This is a genomic window from Pseudomonas sp. S3E17 (genome assembly GCF_024168685.1).
In the GTDB taxonomy this organism is placed as follows: domain Bacteria; phylum Pseudomonadota; class Gammaproteobacteria; order Pseudomonadales; family Pseudomonadaceae; genus Aquipseudomonas; species Aquipseudomonas marginalis.
Map to the genome: position 1 here is coordinate 279,680 of NZ_JALJWE010000001.1, position 16,126 is coordinate 295,805.

The 16,126-nt window shown below is 63.0% G+C and carries 16 protein-coding genes; 5 read left to right on the forward strand and 11 right to left on the reverse strand.

The window, feature by feature from the left end:
• Positions 1 to 38: 38 nt before the first annotated feature.
• The 4 genes from J3D60_RS01095 to J3D60_RS01110 all read right to left on the reverse strand — a co-directional run bounded on the left by J3D60_RS01095 (position 39) and on the right by J3D60_RS01110 (position 4,357).
• On the reverse strand, positions 39 to 1,145 hold the full coding sequence (locus J3D60_RS01095) for a class II histone deacetylase (protein ID WP_253488874.1): 1,107 nt from the start codon (positions 1,143 to 1,145) through the stop codon (positions 39 to 41).
• A gap of 34 nt (positions 1,146 to 1,179) precedes the next feature.
• The gene (locus tag J3D60_RS01100) at positions 1,180 to 2,343 is read right to left on the reverse strand and encodes a nitrate/nitrite transporter (RefSeq protein ID WP_169899637.1); all 1,164 of its coding nucleotides are present in this window, start codon (positions 2,341 to 2,343) and stop codon (positions 1,180 to 1,182) included.
• Between the two features lie 22 nt (positions 2,344 to 2,365).
• Positions 2,366 to 3,247 carry a transporter gene (locus J3D60_RS01105; RefSeq protein WP_141696544.1) on the reverse strand — a complete coding sequence of 294 codons (882 nt, stop codon included), beginning with the start codon at positions 3,245 to 3,247 and terminating at the stop codon, positions 2,366 to 2,368.
• Between the two features lie 132 nt (positions 3,248 to 3,379).
• Positions 3,380 to 4,357, reverse strand: a complete 978-nt coding sequence (locus tag J3D60_RS01110; RefSeq protein ID WP_065939643.1) for a helix-turn-helix transcriptional regulator — start codon at positions 4,355 to 4,357, stop codon at positions 3,380 to 3,382.
• A gap of 264 nt (positions 4,358 to 4,621) precedes the next feature.
• Here J3D60_RS01110 and J3D60_RS31225 point away from each other — a divergent pair, with 264 nt between their 5' ends.
• A complete protein-coding gene (locus tag J3D60_RS31225; RefSeq protein WP_301294436.1) occupies positions 4,622 to 5,593 on the forward strand; it encodes a methyl-accepting chemotaxis protein in 972 nt (323 codons plus the stop codon).
• A 34-nt stretch (positions 5,594 to 5,627) separates the two neighbouring features.
• Here J3D60_RS31225 and J3D60_RS01125 read toward each other — a convergent pair whose 3' ends face one another.
• Positions 5,628 to 6,956 carry an alginate export family protein gene (locus tag J3D60_RS01125; protein ID WP_253488877.1) on the reverse strand — a complete coding sequence of 443 codons (1,329 nt, stop codon included), beginning with the start codon at positions 6,954 to 6,956 and terminating at the stop codon, positions 5,628 to 5,630.
• 291 nt (positions 6,957 to 7,247) lie between these two features.
• Here J3D60_RS01125 and J3D60_RS01130 point away from each other — a divergent pair, with 291 nt between their 5' ends.
• The 4 genes from J3D60_RS01130 (at position 7,248) to J3D60_RS01145 (ending at position 11,036) form a co-directional block, all read left to right on the forward strand.
• Positions 7,248 to 8,747, forward strand: a complete 1,500-nt coding sequence (locus J3D60_RS01130) for an APC family permease (protein WP_253488880.1) — start codon at positions 7,248 to 7,250, stop codon at positions 8,745 to 8,747.
• A complete protein-coding gene (locus J3D60_RS01135; protein WP_253488882.1) occupies positions 8,692 to 9,312 on the forward strand; it encodes a DUF3156 family protein in 621 nt (206 codons plus the stop codon). The genes J3D60_RS01130 and J3D60_RS01135 overlap by 56 nt, the downstream gene beginning before the upstream one ends.
• Positions 9,313 to 9,428: 116 nt before the next feature.
• Positions 9,429 to 10,391, forward strand: coding sequence for a transcriptional regulator FeaR (gene feaR / locus J3D60_RS01140; RefSeq protein ID WP_065939648.1), 963 nt, complete (start codon positions 9,429 to 9,431; stop codon positions 10,389 to 10,391).
• 15 nt (positions 10,392 to 10,406) lie between these two features.
• Positions 10,407 to 11,036 (forward strand): TetR/AcrR family transcriptional regulator, encoded by a 630-nt coding sequence (locus J3D60_RS01145; RefSeq protein ID WP_253488885.1) that lies wholly within the window; start codon positions 10,407 to 10,409, stop codon positions 11,034 to 11,036.
• Positions 11,037 to 11,059: 23 nt separating this feature from the next.
• Here J3D60_RS01145 and J3D60_RS01150 read toward each other — a convergent pair whose 3' ends face one another.
• The 6 genes from J3D60_RS01150 to J3D60_RS01175 form a co-directional block, all read right to left on the reverse strand.
• Positions 11,060 to 11,830, reverse strand: a complete 771-nt coding sequence (locus tag J3D60_RS01150; RefSeq protein WP_253488901.1) for an SDR family oxidoreductase — start codon at positions 11,828 to 11,830, stop codon at positions 11,060 to 11,062.
• Positions 11,823 to 12,623 carry an SDR family NAD(P)-dependent oxidoreductase gene (locus J3D60_RS01155; RefSeq protein WP_253488904.1) on the reverse strand — a complete coding sequence of 267 codons (801 nt, stop codon included), beginning with the start codon at positions 12,621 to 12,623 and terminating at the stop codon, positions 11,823 to 11,825. Before J3D60_RS01155 ends, J3D60_RS01150 begins: the two co-directional genes overlap by 8 nt.
• Positions 12,616 to 13,437 (reverse strand): molybdenum cofactor biosynthesis F family protein, encoded by an 822-nt coding sequence (locus tag J3D60_RS01160; protein ID WP_065923951.1) that lies wholly within the window; start codon positions 13,435 to 13,437, stop codon positions 12,616 to 12,618. Before J3D60_RS01160 ends, J3D60_RS01155 begins: the two co-directional genes overlap by 8 nt.
• A gap of 85 nt (positions 13,438 to 13,522) precedes the next feature.
• Entirely contained in the window at positions 13,523 to 14,182 is a 660-nt protein-coding gene (locus J3D60_RS01165) for a LuxR C-terminal-related transcriptional regulator (RefSeq protein ID WP_027603484.1), read from the reverse strand.
• A 57-nt stretch (positions 14,183 to 14,239) separates the two neighbouring features.
• A complete protein-coding gene (locus tag J3D60_RS01170) occupies positions 14,240 to 14,605 on the reverse strand; it encodes a cupin domain-containing protein (RefSeq protein ID WP_253488906.1) in 366 nt (121 codons plus the stop codon).
• 31 nt (positions 14,606 to 14,636) lie between these two features.
• Positions 14,637 to 15,935: an FAD-binding oxidoreductase gene (locus tag J3D60_RS01175; RefSeq protein ID WP_027603486.1), complete on the reverse strand. Its 1,299-nt coding sequence runs from the start codon at positions 15,933 to 15,935 to the stop codon at positions 14,637 to 14,639.
• Positions 15,936 to 16,126: the final 191 nt, after the last annotated feature.

Below are 16,126 nucleotides of genomic sequence, written 5' to 3' on the forward strand. Positions count from 1 at the left end.
CGATGCCGGCAACGGCATCGGATTTTTTTGCGTCACGCTCAGCGGGCTTCGGCCAACTCATCAATCAAGCGCAACTGAAACGCCGCCAGCGCCGCGTTCGGTTGCTGCAACTGCACAAACTCCAGCATCGGGTCGCCGACCTGTGTCCTCACACCCACCAATTCCTCAATGGTCGCCAGCCCGCAAAACGGTACATAGGCTTCGGAGTAGCCGCCTTCGTGCACCAGCACCAGACGGCCCTGGCACAGGCGTTCGGCTGCTTGGCGTACAAGACGGGTCATGTGCCGGAACGAGTCACTGTGCAACAGCATTCGCGCCAGTGGGTCGACGGCGTTGGCGTCGTAGCCGCAGGCAACAATGATCAATTCCGGCTCGAAGCGCTCCAGCGCCGGAATCACGATACGCTCCATCGCGTGCAGATACGCCTCATGACCGCTGCCGGGAGGCAGCGGGATATTGATATTCGCGCCCAGCCCCGCGCCGCGCCCGCGATCGGCTTCACCGCTGTAACCTGCCGGGAAACAGCCGTCCTGATGCAGGGAAATCGTCAGCACGTCGCCGCGCTCTTCGAAGATCGATTGGGTGCCGTTGCCATGGTGCACGTCCCAGTCGATCACCGCGACGTTGCCCAGGCCACGCCGTGCTTTTGCGGCTTCGATGGCGATGGCGATGTTGGCCAGGAAGCAGAAACCCATGGCGTTGTCGGCGAGGCAGTGGTGGCCGGGTGGGCGTGACAGAGAATAGGCATTGTCGACTTCGCCGCACAGCACCGCATCCACTGCCGCCATGGCCAGCCCGGCGGAGAGCCTGGCTATTTCATAACTGCCTGGCCCGATGGGCGCGTGGGGCCCCAATTCGCCGCCCCCGGCATCGCTCATCGCCTTGAAGCGTTGCAGGTAGTTGGGCGTGTGCACCCGCAGCAGGTCTTCAGCGGTGGCCGCGTTGGCACTGCGCACCTGTAAGTGGCGGGTCAGGCCGGAAACGTCCAGCAGGCTCTTCAAGCGACGCTTGGTTTCCGGTGACTCGGCGTGGCCGGCGGCGGCAGGCGGCTGCACCCACCCGCCCACCGGTAAGGTCAAGGCGTGCAACCCGGCGCTGTGCCAGAGGCTGAGTTCGTCGAAGAAAAATGCACTTTTTCGGCTCATCGTCTTTCCATTTTCGTTGGGGTAAAAGGGCCCGTCAGGCATTCGGGCGGCTGCTCAGCATCAACACCAGGGACAGCACGGTGACGCACGCCCCTGCGATCAGCAGTGATTGGAAGCCGCCGCTGGCTTCGATCATCCGGCCAGCCACGGTCGGGCCGATGGCCAGGCCGCCACCGATCACCAGGTTGGAGGTGTTCATCAATTTTCCGGAGCGGTCGAGGTCGGCCAGGCAGGCCAGGACCAGCGGCAGGATGAAGGTCCAGGTGAACTTGAAAAGCAGCGCCGCCAAGGCAAAACGCAGCATGTCGGGCTGGCCCAGCAGCAACAGCACGGCGCCTGCCATCAACGCGTACCCCAGCAGTAACAGCAACAGGCGTGGCAGACGGTCGCCGATCAGCGAGGTACAACCGGCCCCGACGATGCCCATCACCGTGGCGAGCGCCAGAATCTCGCCACTGGCCTCGGCAGATAGGCCGGCGTGGCTGCTGATGGAACCGATAAAGGTCCAGACACCGCTCAGGCTGACGTAGAAACTCAGCAGGCCCAGAATGCCCAGTGCGGCTTTCCACCGGGAGGCGAGGGCGATGCGCTCGGCGGCTTTTTCAGGCGCCGGGCTGCCCTGGGGAAAGTGCCGTGCCAGGGGCAGAAAGAGCGTCATCAAGGCGGCGAGGATCAGGTAGCAGGCTGACAGCCCGTAGTGCTCGAACAGTCGGGGCAGGATGCTCAGACCGATCGCCCCGACCACCAGTTGCCCCATCACCCATAACCCGTAGACACGCCCGGGATTGGCCGTGGAGGCCGCACTGGACAGGCAGATGATCATCAACGAGCCACCGGCCAGGGCGCTGCAAAAGCGCAGTGCCAGGAGTATCGGGTAGTCGTGGGCCAGCATTGAAAGCAGGTTGGCGGCGATGAACAGCAACCCGGCCAGCAAGGCGGCGCGGCGCCAGTCGACACGCTTGAGCCACCACAGTGCGGGCAGGGTGGCCAGGCTCATGGCGCCGAGTTCGGTGGAGAACAGGTCCCCGATCTGTGACGGGCTCAACTGCCATTGCGTCGCCAGTTGCGCAGCCACGGCCGGTGCGGTCATGAGAATGGTCGGTGTGATGGCAGCGAACAGCACAATGGCGGCCAGCAATGCCAATGGGGATGAGGCGTGGGCGCGTTCATCGGTCAGCGGTTGGGTCTGGGTGTTCATGGGCAAGCTCCGATGAGGGGATTCAGAACACATGGACCAGGCGCAGCAGCGCGTCGGTACCGTGATAGCCGTTGTCGGTGGCGACGTTCTGCGAGAGGCCGAACATCAACTGGTTCTGTTTATCCAGCCAGTGACCAACCTCGAAGCCCACTTGGGTGTAGCGCTTGTGGGTGTTGTCGATGCGCTGGTCATTGATCCGCAATTCGCCGCCATCGGCGTGGATCAGTCGCAGTGCGCCGTAGGTGCTGGATGTGAAGTCGTAGGAGGCAAAGGCTTGCAGGCGGTACAGCGGGTCCTGTTTCAGGTCGCTGCCGAAGTAGTTGTCGTTCTTGCCGTAGAGCTGGGCTTCGAGGTTGGCTTCCAGCACCCACTTTTCGCCGATGCCCTGGGTGTAGTTGTAGACAAAGGTGGTGCCCCAGCGATTGGCACCGGGCGATACATCGGGATTGTTACCGTGGTATTCGCCCACAGGCAGGGTGATCAGGGTCAGTAGGCCGCTGTAGGTGCGCGAGGCCGGATCGTTGATGAAAAACACCGTGCCGCCGACCTGGGGATCACCGAAACCGCTTTCTGCGCTGCGTTGGCCGGCACCCGGCAGGCGGGCGTTGATGTCGGCGAAAGGTACGATGAACTGTGGGGTGCAGAGGGTGCCGCAGAGGTCGGTGAAGAACACTTGGCGGTACGCCACGGCGTTGACCTTCAGGTCGGCCTTGCCGGTGCTGTCGGCCGGGCCGTGGAAGTCACTGGCGCGGCTTGCCGGCAGGTACAGCACGCCCAGGCTGGTGCCCGAGGGGGCGCCGAAAAAGTCCCGGGCGTTGAGGTCGGCCGCACTGGCGTGCAGGCTCGACAGGCCGCCAAGCAGGGCCAGTGTGGTGGTGCGGGTGAAGGTGTGGATCATGGGCATGGCATCTCTTCTTTGAGGTGTTGTGTGGCGAACGGCTCGCCCGTGGGTGGCAGAGGGGACAAAAAAAGCGCAAAGGTGTCCCGTGGCCGTCAAAACGACAGCGAAAAAGTCAGCGCGGGTCAGTGGTGCCGATCAATCAGGCGGGGCGTGCAGCAGGTGGGCGATTCGGGCTTTGTCCTTGACCCCGAGTTTGCTGTAGATGGCGCGGATGTGATGGCGCACGGTATTGGGCGACATGCCCAGGTCGCGGGCGACTTCCTTGTAGGTCTTGCCTTCGCCGAAACCCTGGGCCACCGCATTCTCCCGAGGGCTCAGTTGCATCAGCACCGTACGGCTGCGGGCAGCCAGCAGGAGCAGGTCGCCGACCGTCGAGGCCTCGACCTGCAGGTGCTTGCCGTCATAGCCCCCGGCGTCCATCGCGACCGGCAGGCAAGGGCCGCTCCAGTCCGGCCATTCGCTCAGCAGCAAGTCGACGAAGCCACGTTCCGCGCAGTGCAGGGTGCCGCGCTGGTCGCACACGGCAAGCGCGAGATTGCGCGGGTGGGTCAGCGCTTCGCGCATGGCCACCAGGGTACGAATCTGATTGGCCGAGACCGCCGCCACCAGGTGCCGCATGAGGTTGTTCAGCAGCAGGCAGTCCTGCTCGGTAAAGCGTGGGGCGTCGGGCGCACGGTAGAGCGCGAGGTGATCGCTGAGGTGGGTTTGCGGGTCGATGTACACCACGCACAGCAATTCACCAATCGCGTAGCACGTGCCGAGCCAGTTGAGCCCGGGCCCGTTGGCGGGATTGCGCATGTCGACGATGACCGCCTGCCCCGGCACGTCGTGGACCCTGGCGATGGTCACATCGATATGGCGAATCGATTGCCAATCGGCCAGGTAGCTGCGGGGCAGGTTGTAGAGGTACGAGCTGTGTTCTTCCGGCAGGCCGTCAATCAGCGCAGCCCGGCCCCACCAGGCGCTGTCGAAGGGCAGCAACTGGCGGATGCAGCTCAGCGCCGCTTCGTGGAAGTGTTCTATGTCTTTGTCCTGCGCCAGGCGTTGGAGCTCCAGTGTCATCGCGCTGAACGCCTCCAGGAGGCTGGCGTGACCATGATCATGACGGCTCATTCGTATGTACCTCTGTGCGACATTCTTATTGTTTTCGTCACGAAGTCATTAAGGGCCGGAACGTCGTTTGGACGTGGGCAGGGCCTGGGGACAAGTATCGACGGGTTGAAAGCCGATCACCATCCTACAGATGCACGATAGCGCCCGACGCAGGGCTTTTTTGGATGGCAGCCACGCGCAAAGGCCTTGCAGGCTCGTACAAGCAATCACGCTCGGTTTGCGATCAGATCCGGGGTTTCGACTCGATCAGAAAGGGCCAGGCCGATGTTCTTCAAGAAAAAACAGCCGATGCAGGACCTTGCCGCCGTCCTCAAGCAACTGCTCGCGGGGGAGGTGTTGGGAACCCCGGCACTGCACGCCTATCCGTCGGTGCAGGCCGACCTGGAGCAACTCGCCACACAACGTGCGCAGGCTGCGCGGCAGTTGCTGTTGCTCGAGGAATCAGCCCACGATCAGGCTGCCGAAGGGGCGCGCAGCGAACAGGCACTTGCCGTGCTTCGCCGGCAATTGGAGCAGGCCGGGCAGCGTGAACAGGCGCTGGAAGCCGAGTTGCGTGAGCATGCGCAGCGCGCCCTTGCGCATCAACACGAGACGCAGATCTGGGAGCTGCTGCTCTGCACCATGACCGAAGGCTGCTGGGACATCACCGTGGTCAACGGTGACGTGCAGGATCCCGCCAGCCGCATGCGGATTTTCAATCAGTTCCGCCTGCTCCTGGGCTACGCGCCCCATGAGCTGCCCGATGGCTGGGACGCGCAGGTCAGCATCACCCACCCCGATGACCTGCCGAAGATCATGGCGATCTTCGATCGGGAAATCCTTGCGCCCCAGGGCAGCGGTGAGTACGTGTTTGAATACCGGATGCGCCACAAGACCCGTGACTACATCTGGTGCAGGGAGCGCGGGCGAGCGCTGCGTGACGCGCAAGGTCGTTTGATGCGGGTGGTCGGCGCGGTGCGTGACATCAGCGATGAGCAGTCGGCGAAGACCACCCATCAACAGCTGCTCGCACACAATCAGGCCACCTACGGCCAGATCGCCACGGTGGTGAGTGTGATCAAGGGCATTGCCGACCAGACCAACCTGCTGGCCTTGAATGCCGCCATTGAAGCGGCCAGGGCCGGCGAGGTCGGGCGTGGGTTTTCGGTGGTGGCCGATGAGGTGCGCAAGCTGGCGGAAAGCACCCGTCAGGCGACCCATCAGATCCAGACGATGCTGCATCAGCACGAACGTTAGGACGGAGCTGCGTCGCGCAGCTCCTGAAACGGGGTCAGAAGGGCACGGCCACGGTCAGCTGGCTGTAGAGGTTGGTGCCGTTGCCACCCACCTGGTTACCACCGGTGTCGGCATCCTTCTTGGGTTGGTAGATGCCCACCAGCGGGCTGATGATCAGGTGGCTGTTGACCGCCCATTCGGCGTACAGGTCCAGCTCCCGGGCGTCGAGGTTCAGCGCGTCGTGTTTGCGCAGGGTATTGAAGTCGAAGTACAGCGCGCCGACCGTCAGGTTCTCCAGGGGCGTCGCCTTGAGGCCGACGTGATGGATGCCGGTATTGCTGTTGAACGGGCCGGCATAGTTGGAGGCGACTTCACCCTGGAACCAGGTGCCGTAGCCGGTGCTGAGCCCGGTGAACAGCGGGTCCCATTTTTGCGAGTAGCGCGTGTAGCGGTAGGTCACTTTTGGCGACCAACCGACATCGGCAAAGGTGTAGCCGGCCTCGGCGTACCAGGCTTTTTCCGGCCCCGCGTCCTTGTCTTGCCAGGCGTATTCGAAGGCGAAGCTGGCGTTGTCGATACCGGCGCTGCCTTCGCCGCGCACACTGTAAGTGTCCAGGCCCTCGCGCTGTTTCTGGAAGTCGCTGGCCCACTGGTCGGTGACGTTCATGCCGTGGACCCAGGTCAGCCCCAGCGTGCCGGCGGCGGCCGTGTAGTCGAGGGTGCCCGCCGCCAGTTCGGTTTCGGCCTGGGCGCGGTTGTCCGACTTGAGCCACAGCACCGAGCCGTGCAGGCCCTCTTGCCCGCCCAGGCGCAGCACCGCCGTGCGGTCGAACGCGTGGCGTGCCGCCAGGTAATAGGCGCCGCCACGGTTCAGCGCGCCGTCAGCCGGGCCCTTGCCGAGGTTGGGGCCGTCGTCGTTGATCAGGAAACCCCGGCCGATCTTCACCACCTGGCGCCCGACGGAAAAATCCACACCGTCCTTGCCCAGCGCCGGGAACAGGTCGGCCGAGCGCCATCCCAGGTAGGCGTCTTCGATTTTGGTGGTGCGTTCGCTGCCAGCGGTGTTGCCCGCCGCGTCGCCATCGCCCCAGGTGCCGGAGCTGACCCAATTGAGCGCGCCATACGCGGTGCCGTGCCCGGCCAGGCCCTGGTCGCCGCTCACCCCGTACTTGATGAAACCCTCGCGCCAGGTCGAGCCGCCCGCTGTGCCGTCGTAGTTGTGACGGCTGTTGAACAGGCCGTAGACCGCCAGGAAGTCCGCATTCAGGTGGGTGTCCTCGTCGGCGTACAGCTCATAGGCCTGGGCCGGTGAATGGCCGATCAACAGCGCGATACCCAGGCCGACGGCCAAGGATTGCGTGCGTATTTTCAAGGTGTGCTCCATTGTTATAGTCCCCAGCTTGGTTAAGTCGAGGGCGCATTAAGATGACCTCAGGCGGAGGAAGTCTTTCACCTGCCTGCCACGCAATTGATCCTGCCCGCCAAGCCGCATGCCTTGGCAGGCAGCAACAAAAGCCACGGCAGACATGGGCAAGACGCTCGGTGCTCGGGAAGTGCACAGTGATTTTGCGCACGATGCCGTTTCGATCAGGGACTGGCTGGGGAGGGCTTTATCGCCGGCTCCTTGAACGGCTCGATGCATCCACTCAGAAATCCGCTTTCGAGGATCCGCACCATGTCGATCAATGACCGGCTCACACAGCATTTGAAACGCGGCAGCGTCGGGTTTCCGACCGCGCTGGCCAGCACCATTGGCCTGATCATGGCCAGCCCGGTGATTCTCACCGCGACCATGGGCTTCGGTATCGGCGGCAGCGCCTTCGCGGTGGCCATGCTGATTGCGGTGGTAATGATGCTGGCCCAGGCGACCACCTTCGCCGAGGCCGCCTCGATCCTGCCGACCACCGGCTCGGTCTACGACTACATCAATTGCGGCATGGGCCGTTTCTTTGCGATCACCGGCACCCTGTCGGCGTACCTGATCGTGCACGTGTTCGCCGGCACGGCCGAGACGATTCTGTCCGGGGTCATGGCCCTGGTGAACTTCGAACACCTCAATACCCTGGCGGAGTCCGCCGGTGGCTCCTGGTTGCTGGGGGTGGGGTTTGTCGTGGTGTTCGGCATTCTCAATGCCTTTGGCGTCAGCGCCTTCGGCAGGGCCGAGATCATCCTGACTTTCGGCATGTGGACCACCCTGATGGTGTTCGGCGTGCTCGGCCTGATCGCCGCACCGGCGGTGCAGCTGGAGGGCTGGTTCGGCGTATCGCTGGTGGGTACCGACCTGGTCACCATTCTGTCGCTGGTGGGCATGGCCATGTTCATGTTCGTCGGTTGCGAGTTCGTCACGCCGTTGGCCCCGGACCTGCGCAATTCGGCCAAGGTCATGCCCAAGGCCATGATTTTCGGCTTGATGAGCGTGGCGACCTGCATGTTTATCTACGGCGCGGCGATGAAGCGCCAGGTGGAAAACGTGGTGCTGGATGCCGCCACCGGCGTGCACCTGCTCGACACGCCCATGGCAATCCCACGCTTTGCCCAGCAGGTCATGGGGGATATTGGCCCGTTGTGGCTGGGGATCGGCTTCCTGTTCGCCGGTGCCGCCACCATCAATACGCTGATGGCGGGCGTGCCGAGGATTCTCTACGGCATGGCGGTGGACGGCGCGTTGCCCAAGGTCTTCACTTATTTGCACCCGCGCTTCAAGACGCCGCTGCTGTGCATCCTGGTGGCGATGCTGATTCCGTGCCTGTATGCCCTGTGGTTGGGCGGTAACACTGACAACATCATGCATCTGGTGCTGGCGGCGGTGTGTGCGTGGAGTTTCTCTTACCTGCTGGTGACGCTGTCGGTGGTGATCCTGCGCATTCGTCGTCCGGACCTGCCACGGGCCTATCGCTCGCCGTTCTTCCCGTTGCCACAGATTCTTTCCAGCGTCGGCATCTTGCTGGGCATGTGGTTCATTACCCCGCCGGGCATGAACCCTGCGGACATCTATGTGCCGTTCGGGGTGATGCTCGGGATCACGGCTTCATACGCGCTGTTCTGGACACTGGTGGTACAGAAGGTCAATCCATTCAAGCCGGCTTCGGTAGAAGAAGTGCTGGCCAAGGAGTTTTCCCATGAGCCTGGCAACCCTCACGACCCTTATCTCGAGCAGGCTGCAAAAGCTGTCTGAGCTGTTCAGCGCCCAACGGGCCCCGTCCGGTTACCGGCCTGGGGTCACGCTTGAGTACGTGCGGCGCAACCTCGGGCTGGCGAGTTTCACCTCGACGGGGCCCGCCCAGGCAAGATTTTGCCTGGATGATATCGGCCTTCAGGTGGACGTGGCCGAGCGCACCGAAGCGCAATTGCTGATGCACCTGGTCATGACCGAATTCAGGTTCACGGTGCCTGCCTCAGAGCAGGGCAGTGCGCGCTTTGAACTGCACCACAGCGGGTCGATCCGGCGCACGGGACTGGCCTGCCGGCAACGGGCGGGCGCGCCGGATTTACGGGCCAGGCTCCAGGCGGCCTTGAACGATGACCCCGACCTGCATCAAGCGTTGATGGGGCTGGACTTCAAGCGCCTGCACCTCGATTTGAGCGAGCAGCAATGGCACGTACGGCTTGAACACATGGGCGGCAGCGAGGTGGTCAACCGCATGCCGGCGTTCCGGCGCTACATCCCCTTGAGCGGCGCGCAACGTGCTGGGCTGTTGACGGTGCTGGCGGGTTTGCAGCGGGTATTGGGCGCGCTCTGAGTCGAGGAATTGGCATCATTAGTGCTTCTACAGTCGGTATCACGGACTTGTTGCGCCTATATAGATAACATGTTAACTATTAGCCAACAAAAACAAGAAACCATTGTGGAGATGCCATGAGCACCTATCAGTCTGCGCACTATGGGTTGGAAACCTGGACTCGGGATCTGCGAGCGGCCTGCGGCCATTTCGACACGGAACTGGCCTTCAACCGCTCACTGTTCATCGGTGAGGTGTCCAAGCACTCCCGGGGCGGCCTGTCACTGGCCAACCTGCGCACCAACGCCGGCCTGATCAAACGCGAGCGGCCCAATGCCGATCACGATATGGACCAGCATTGCTTCCTGGTCAGCCAGCGCAGTGGCTATTGCCAGATCACCCAGAACGGCCAGGTCATTCAGTTGGCCCCCGGCGATATGTTGCTGATGGACTCCACGGGTTCGATCGAGATCAGCCCCTTTGGCCTTATCGAACATGCCTCGCTGTCACTCTCGCGCAACGAAGTGTGCAAGCAACTGGGCAGCGCCTCGAAAACCTTCGGCAAGATCTCTTCGAGCAAGGCCTGCGGGCGCATGCTCCACGTGTTGATGGACCAGCTGTGCCGCGAGGGCCTGGAGGGGCAGGATTCGATTGAAGAGGCCGAGGCGCTGCAAGCGGCGTTTGTTTCCCTGCTCGGTTCAGCCTTTGAACTGCATGACGCTCCAGGCGACAGCGCCACATCCTTGCACGGCAGTAACCTGCGCAGTTATGTACAGAAAGTCATCGACGAGTCCCTGACCCAACCCGGCCTGAGTCCGGTGGGCCTGGCCAGCCGCCTGAACATCTCGGTGCGGCATTTGTACCGTTTGTTTGAAGAGCAGGACGACAGCGTCTGCCGCTACATCCAGCGTGCGCGGCTTAAGCGCAGCGCGGACGATCTGACCAACCCGTTCCTCAAGAGCGAGTCGATCACCTCGATTGCCTACAAGTGGGGCTTCACCGATTCCGCGCACTTCAGCCGCTCGTTCAAGAAGCAATTCGAACTGTCGCCCAAGGATTTTCGTTCCACTCATCTGCAGCAAGCGGTCGGTGCGGCGTAGGGTATCGATGGATCAATGAAACCGCTCACCCTGTCGGCCCATAACATTTGCGCAGTTGCGGTCGAACACTTTGCCGCTTATGGCTACGACGCTTCATCGCTGAACGAAATCGCGGTCGGGGCGGGCATGCGCAAGGCCTCGCTGTACGCGCACTTTGTCAGTAAGGACGCGCTGTTTCAGACAGTCTTCGAGATTGCCCTGGCCCATGAACACCAGTACATCGCGCAGTGCTTCAAGGAAGAGGCCGGGCACCCCGGCGTGCCTGGGCAATTACACCTTGAGCGATTGCGCGGGCGCTATGCAGGGTCGGCGCACCTGCGCTTCCTGTTGCGCACGGCCTACTTTCCGCCGGCGGATATTCGCAGGGTCATTACGGCAGGATTTGAGGGGTACCTGGCGAGCATTCGCGAGGATTTCCGGCGTGCCGCGCAAGGGCGGTACAGGATGGTACGGCCCGAGGCGCTTGAGGTGTTTTGTGACGCTTACCTGGGTATCGTCGACAGCCTGCATGTGGAGCTGATCTATTCGACGCCCCAGGGTTACGTCAAACGGCTTGCAGCGTTGTCGCGGGTGTTCAGTGATTCACTGTCGCTGCTTGAAGGGGCGAGCGCTATTCAACGGATACACCGCCCCTCCCAGATTTGATCCGGTTTACATCCCGACAGAGGTCATTTCACCTCAGGCAGCGTCGACCCGCCGTCCACCACGATGGTCTGCCCGGTGATGTAGGTCGCCAGGTCGGAGGCCAGGAACAGCATGGCCCCGGCAATATCCTGAGCGGCACCGAGGCGTCCCAGGGGCACGCGGCTGGCGATGTCGGCATTGACCTGGCTGTCGCCCAGGTTATCCATGGCCGGCGTGGCAATCATCCCTGGCTCGACGCCGTTGACGCGCACCTGGTAAGTCGCCAGCTCCAGCGCGGCATTGCGGATAAAACCGTTGACCCCGGCCTTGGACGCCGCGTAGTGGCTGAGCCCCGCATAGGCGACCCGTGGCCCGGTGACCGATGAGGTGACCAGCACGCAGCCACCGCCCTGGCGTTGAAACATCGGCAAGGCGGCCTGGGTCAGCCAGAACAGGGCCGAGAGATTCACCGCCAGCGTGCGTTCAAGCATGGCCGGGGTGATCTGCGCGAACGCTGTCAACGGAAAGTAGCCGGCGTTGTGCACCAGGATATCCAGGCGGCCCCAGGCCAGCTCTATGCCCTTGATGCCTTCGAACACCGCCGTCGCCTCGGCCAGGTCCAGCGCGATGGCCTCGACCCGGCAGCCGCGCGCACGCAAGCCCTCGGCCAATGCCTGGGCTTGTGCCAGGCGCAGGTCGGCGATCATGACGCGGGCGCCACGCCAGGCGAACGCCTCGACGATGGCCTGGCCGATACCCTGGGCGCCGCCGGTGACCAGCACGGTCTTGCCGCTGAAATCCAAGTCTTCAGGCATGTGCACGCTCCATATGGACGTAAGCCAGCGTGGGTACATCGACAATGCTCGAACCGCCATCGGCGACCACGCTGGCGCCGGTGATGATCGCGGCATCCGGGCTGGCCAGGAAGCGGCACACCTTGGCGATTTCCTCGGCGCTGGCGGGGCGCCGTAACGGCACGTCGGCGCATACGCGGGCATAGGCTTGCGGCAGGGTGTCGCCATGGAAGCTCATCAACGGCTGCATTTCCACGTCGGCCATGGGCGTGGTAACCCAGCCGGGACACACCGCGTTCACGCGCACGCCGCGTGGGCCGTAATCCCGCGCCAGGGAGCGATTGAGCCCGAGCAGCGCATGCTTGGCGGTGGTGTAGCCGCATACGTCGGGCCCGGCGGCCAGCGAGGCGATGGAGCCGAGCAGCACGATATTGCCGGCGCTTTCGATCAGCAGCGGCAGGCAGGCGCGGGCGCTGTAGAACGCACTGTCCAGATTGCTGCGCAAGGCCGCCTCCCAGGTGTGCGGGCTGGTCTGGGTGGCGCTGCCCACGCCATGCCCGCCGGCGCAGGCCAGCAGCACATCGAGGCGGCCGTAGCGCTCACCGATCTGCGCAACGAAACCCTCCCAGGTGGCCGGGCAGGCCGCATCGCCGACCAGCATCAGGCCGCCGGTGTCTTGCGCAACCTGCTCCAGCGGCTCGCGGCGACGGCCGATGAGCACCAGGTTGGCGCCTTCGGCGGCGTATAAGCGCGCGCAGGCGGCACCGATGCCCGTGCCGGCACCGGTGATGACAACGGTGCGTGGATCAGGCATCGGGATACTCCGTGCGGTTGAGCACTTGGCAGTAGGAGCTGACTGGAAAGTTCGACAGCTCATCGAACGACGCGCCGGCATAGCCGAAGATCTTGCCGTCGCTGCGGTGCTGTTGCAGGTCGATCAGCACCAGGCCGAGGGTCGGGATGATTTTTTCGCGCCAGACGAACAGGTACAGCTGATCGGCGATCTTGTAGTAGTGGCAGCGATCTGTATCGCACAGGCCTTGCTCCACGCCCTTGAGGCATTGCCAGGCATAGAACTGATCGTTCAGGTAGATGTGCTCGTAGACTTCGCTGGGGCTGTAGCGATACAGGTTGCGCAGGCCGGTCAGTTCCTGGGTGGGCGCGTGCGGGCATTGGCCCGGCTGCCAGGGTTGATCCAGGCTGCCGTGCAGGAAGTCCACGTCCACCGAGGTCAGGGCCTTGCCGGCCAGGGCGCGGCTGTAGAGGCCTTGCTCGGTTTGTTCGCGGTCCGGCATGCGCCCGATCACGGCGGTGAACGACGACGTGGTGGTGTCCAGCACCAGGCTGATCGACCAAGCCTGGCCGGCTTCATGCTTGATGAAGTCGACCAGGTACAGGCCCGGGCGGACCGAGGTGGCGCGGTAGGCGGCCGAACCGCTGGAGTGACCGTCGGCGGCGTGCCAGTGCAACTGCTCGGTGTCGAAGCGATGCTCGATCTGCCAGCCGTTGGCGAAGTGCAGGGTGAAGGCCTTGCCGTTGAGGTCGGCAAGGTTGGGCAGGATAAACGCGTCGGGGGCAAACCCGTCGGCGAGAGCGCCTACGGTGATCCAGTCGGATGAAGTGGTCATTGCATGGCTCCGGTTGAGGGAATGGACACCCCGGATCATGCGGTTGGCAACCTGGCGTGCCTATCAACCAAAGGGTTGAGGCAACTTAAAGAAACAGCGCGGCGACCAGTTCGGTACGGCTGCTCACACCGGTTTTGCGAAACAGGTGGATCAAGTGCGTCTTGATGGTCGGCAGGCCGACATCCAGCTCCAGGGCCAGTTGCTTGTTGCTCGCACCCTGGCGTAATAACCAGGCAATCTCGCGCTCTTTGGGCGTGAGCCCGGCCAATGCATCGTCGCAGGGCTGCATATTGGCCACGGCCATTTGCAGCAACGCCTGCAAGGCATTGAGCTGAGCCAGTTGGTCGGGGGTAAACACCCCTTGCTCCGCCGTGCGCAGCAAGGAGATGGCCGCCTGGGGCTGGTCGGCGCGATGGGCGACGATCTCCACCACATCGACCACACCATAGCGTTGCAGGAAGTCTTGATAGCGGCGGCTGTCACGCAGGGGCTGGCGGGCCATGGCGAACCCCAGCGGCACCACCGCCAGCCCGCTGGACAGGCAATTGCGCGGTTGCAACGGGTCGAATTGGCGGTAGTTGTCGAGGTAGTCGCGGTGCATCTCACCGCTCATGCCTTGCAGCCTGAAATCACGGGCCTGCAACTGGCGGTCGACACAATAGAACGCTGCCTGGCTGGCGGGCACCAGTTGAGTGAAAGCCTGCAGGCAATGGCCGGCGACTTCCTGAGCGGGGATGGCGTGCATGGTCAGTCACCTGCGCCGGAACAAACGCTGCCGGCCGAAGCCGGCAGAGGGGAGCGATCAGACTACCGCGAAATAGTGCTTCACAAAACTCTCGCTTACCACCTCCCACAGCACCGGCGTGCCCTGGGTCACGAACCAGCTGTCGCCGGCTTTGTAGCGGGTACTCTGGCCAGTACTTTCGTCGGTCAGCACCACTTCACCGGTGACCACCGTGGCCTGTTCGGCGAACGGGTAGACCATGCGGAACTTGCCTTGGGTGGTGCCGAAATAGGCGCTGCTGATGGCGTCGGTCGGGGCGCCGAAGGTCATTTTGCCAAAGGCTTTGACTTCGCCCTCGAGGATCTCGGAACCGAGGTCGGCAACGGTGCCCCAGGCATCGAGGTCCGATAATTGGATGTCTTTCTTCAGGGTGGTAACGGGCATGGCAGTTCTCCTGTGAATGAAACAGCGGGGCTCAACGGCGACCGTTGAAGTAGCCCGAAAGTTGATGAAGGCTTTTGCCGGCCGTGAGCAGCAGCGGGCGGATATGGTCCTTGCCCAGGATCTGCGCATGCTTGACCGCGCTGATCAGGTCGTAGCGCGACGAGCCTTCGCTCATGCCTTCGGCCAGGACCTTGCAGATGATGTGGCTGGGCGTGACCCCGAAGCCGGCGTAGCCCTGCACATAAAAGGCATTCGGGCGCCCGCTGAGCGTGCCGATCTGCGGGAACAGGTTGGCCCCGGTCGCCATCGGCCCGCCCCACGCCAGGTCGATCTTCACGTCCTTGAGGTAGGGGAAAATCTTCAGCATCAGGTTGCGGTTCCAGGCCTTGAGGTCCAGCGGGATGTGCTCGACGAAAGGCGTGGCGGCACCGAACAGCAAACGGTTTTCGTTGGTGACCCGGTAGTAGTCGATCACCGGGCGGATATCGCTGTAGGCGCCGCGTATCGGGCTGATGCGGTTGATCAGCTCGTCGGATAGCGGTTCGGTCATCAACTGAAAGGCGTAGGTATTGACCGTGGTCTTGTGCAGTTCCGGTTCCAGCTTGTTGAGAAAACTGTCGCAGGCCCACAGCAACTTGGAGGCTTTGACCGAGCCTCGGCCGGTGCGCACGGTGATGCGTTCGCCATAACTGACTTCCAGGGCCGGGCTGTGCTCAAAAATGCGCACGCCGTGGCCGGCCAGGGCCTTGGCTTCGCCCAGCAGCAGGTTCAGCGAGTGCACGTGCCCGCCGCCCATGTGCAGCAGCGCGCTGGTGTAGGCGTCGGAACCGATGATCTGCTTGACCTCGGACCCCGCCATAAAGCGGATTTCGTCCTTGGTGTTGATTGACTTGAAGTCCTTCTCCCAGGCGCGCAGGGTTTTTTCCTGGCGGGCGTTGAAGCCCATGTAGCCGTAGCCGTGGCAGAAGTCGGCGTCGATCGCGTACTTGGCGATGCGATCCTTGATGATGCCGGCGCCCAGCTCGCTGATTTCAAAGATCTGGCGCAGGCCTTCGTCGCCGACCTGGTTCTTGATTTTCTCCAGGTCATGGCCGATCCCCGCCATGATCTGCCCGCCATTGCGGCCCGTGCCGCCGAAGCCCAGGTAGCGCGCTTCGAGCACCACAATATTGGTGATGCCTTTTTCGGCGAGTTCCAGTGCGGTGTTGATGCCGGAGAAACCGCCGCCAATCACCACCACATCGGCTTCCACGTCCTGTTCGAGGGTGGGGAAGCTGAGGTTGTATTTCTTGGTTGCCGAGTAGTAGGTCGGCGTTTCGATATTGATCATGGCGCAGCCTGGAAAAGTGAAGGGAAACTCACTGCAGAGCCGACACGAAGCTCTGTGCCTGTTGGGGTGTATTAGGTGCCTTCCGAGCGGTAGGTGTCTTGATTCTGTGTGCCGCCGCTCTTGACCGTGGCTGCCAATCATCAACCTTGAATCCGGCCGCGCGGTAAAGCCGCACACGGGCAACAATCGCC

Bases quoted from the DNA above. Each gene is read 5' to 3' on its own strand.
- J3D60_RS01145 (WP_253488885.1), top strand. From the start codon at position 10,407: ATGAAACCGCTCACCCTGTCGGCCCATAACATTTGCGCAGTTGCGGTC.
- J3D60_RS01150 (WP_253488901.1), bottom strand. From the start codon at position 11,830: ATGCCTGAAGACTTGGATTTCAGCGGCAAGACCGTGCTGGTCACCGGC.
- J3D60_RS31225 (WP_301294436.1), top strand. From the start codon at position 4,622: ATGTTCTTCAAGAAAAAACAGCCGATGCAGGACCTTGCCGCCGTCCTC.
- J3D60_RS01100 (WP_169899637.1), bottom strand. From the start codon at position 2,343: ATGAACACCCAGACCCAACCGCTGACCGATGAACGCGCCCACGCCTCA.
- J3D60_RS01165 (WP_027603484.1), bottom strand. From the start codon at position 14,182: ATGCACGCCATCCCCGCTCAGGAAGTCGCCGGCCATTGCCTGCAGGCT.
- J3D60_RS01135 (WP_253488882.1), top strand. From the start codon at position 8,692: ATGAGCCTGGCAACCCTCACGACCCTTATCTCGAGCAGGCTGCAAAAG.
- J3D60_RS01105 (WP_141696544.1), bottom strand. From the start codon at position 3,247: ATGCCCATGATCCACACCTTCACCCGCACCACCACACTGGCCCTGCTT.
- J3D60_RS01160 (WP_065923951.1), bottom strand. From the start codon at position 13,437: ATGACCACTTCATCCGACTGGATCACCGTAGGCGCTCTCGCCGACGGG.
- J3D60_RS01110 (WP_065939643.1), bottom strand. From the start codon at position 4,357: ATGAGCCGTCATGATCATGGTCACGCCAGCCTCCTGGAGGCGTTCAGC.
- J3D60_RS01130 (WP_253488880.1), top strand. From the start codon at position 7,248: ATGTCGATCAATGACCGGCTCACACAGCATTTGAAACGCGGCAGCGTC.
- feaR (WP_065939648.1), top strand. From the start codon at position 9,429: ATGAGCACCTATCAGTCTGCGCACTATGGGTTGGAAACCTGGACTCGG.
- J3D60_RS01170 (WP_253488906.1), bottom strand. From the start codon at position 14,605: ATGCCCGTTACCACCCTGAAGAAAGACATCCAATTATCGGACCTCGAT.
- J3D60_RS01095 (WP_253488874.1), bottom strand. From the start codon at position 1,145: ATGAGCCGAAAAAGTGCATTTTTCTTCGACGAACTCAGCCTCTGGCAC.
- J3D60_RS01155 (WP_253488904.1), bottom strand. From the start codon at position 12,623: ATGCCTGATCCACGCACCGTTGTCATCACCGGTGCCGGCACGGGCATC.
- J3D60_RS01125 (WP_253488877.1), bottom strand. From the start codon at position 6,956: ATGGAGCACACCTTGAAAATACGCACGCAATCCTTGGCCGTCGGCCTG.
- J3D60_RS01175 (WP_027603486.1), bottom strand. From the start codon at position 15,935: ATGATCAATATCGAAACGCCGACCTACTACTCGGCAACCAAGAAATAC.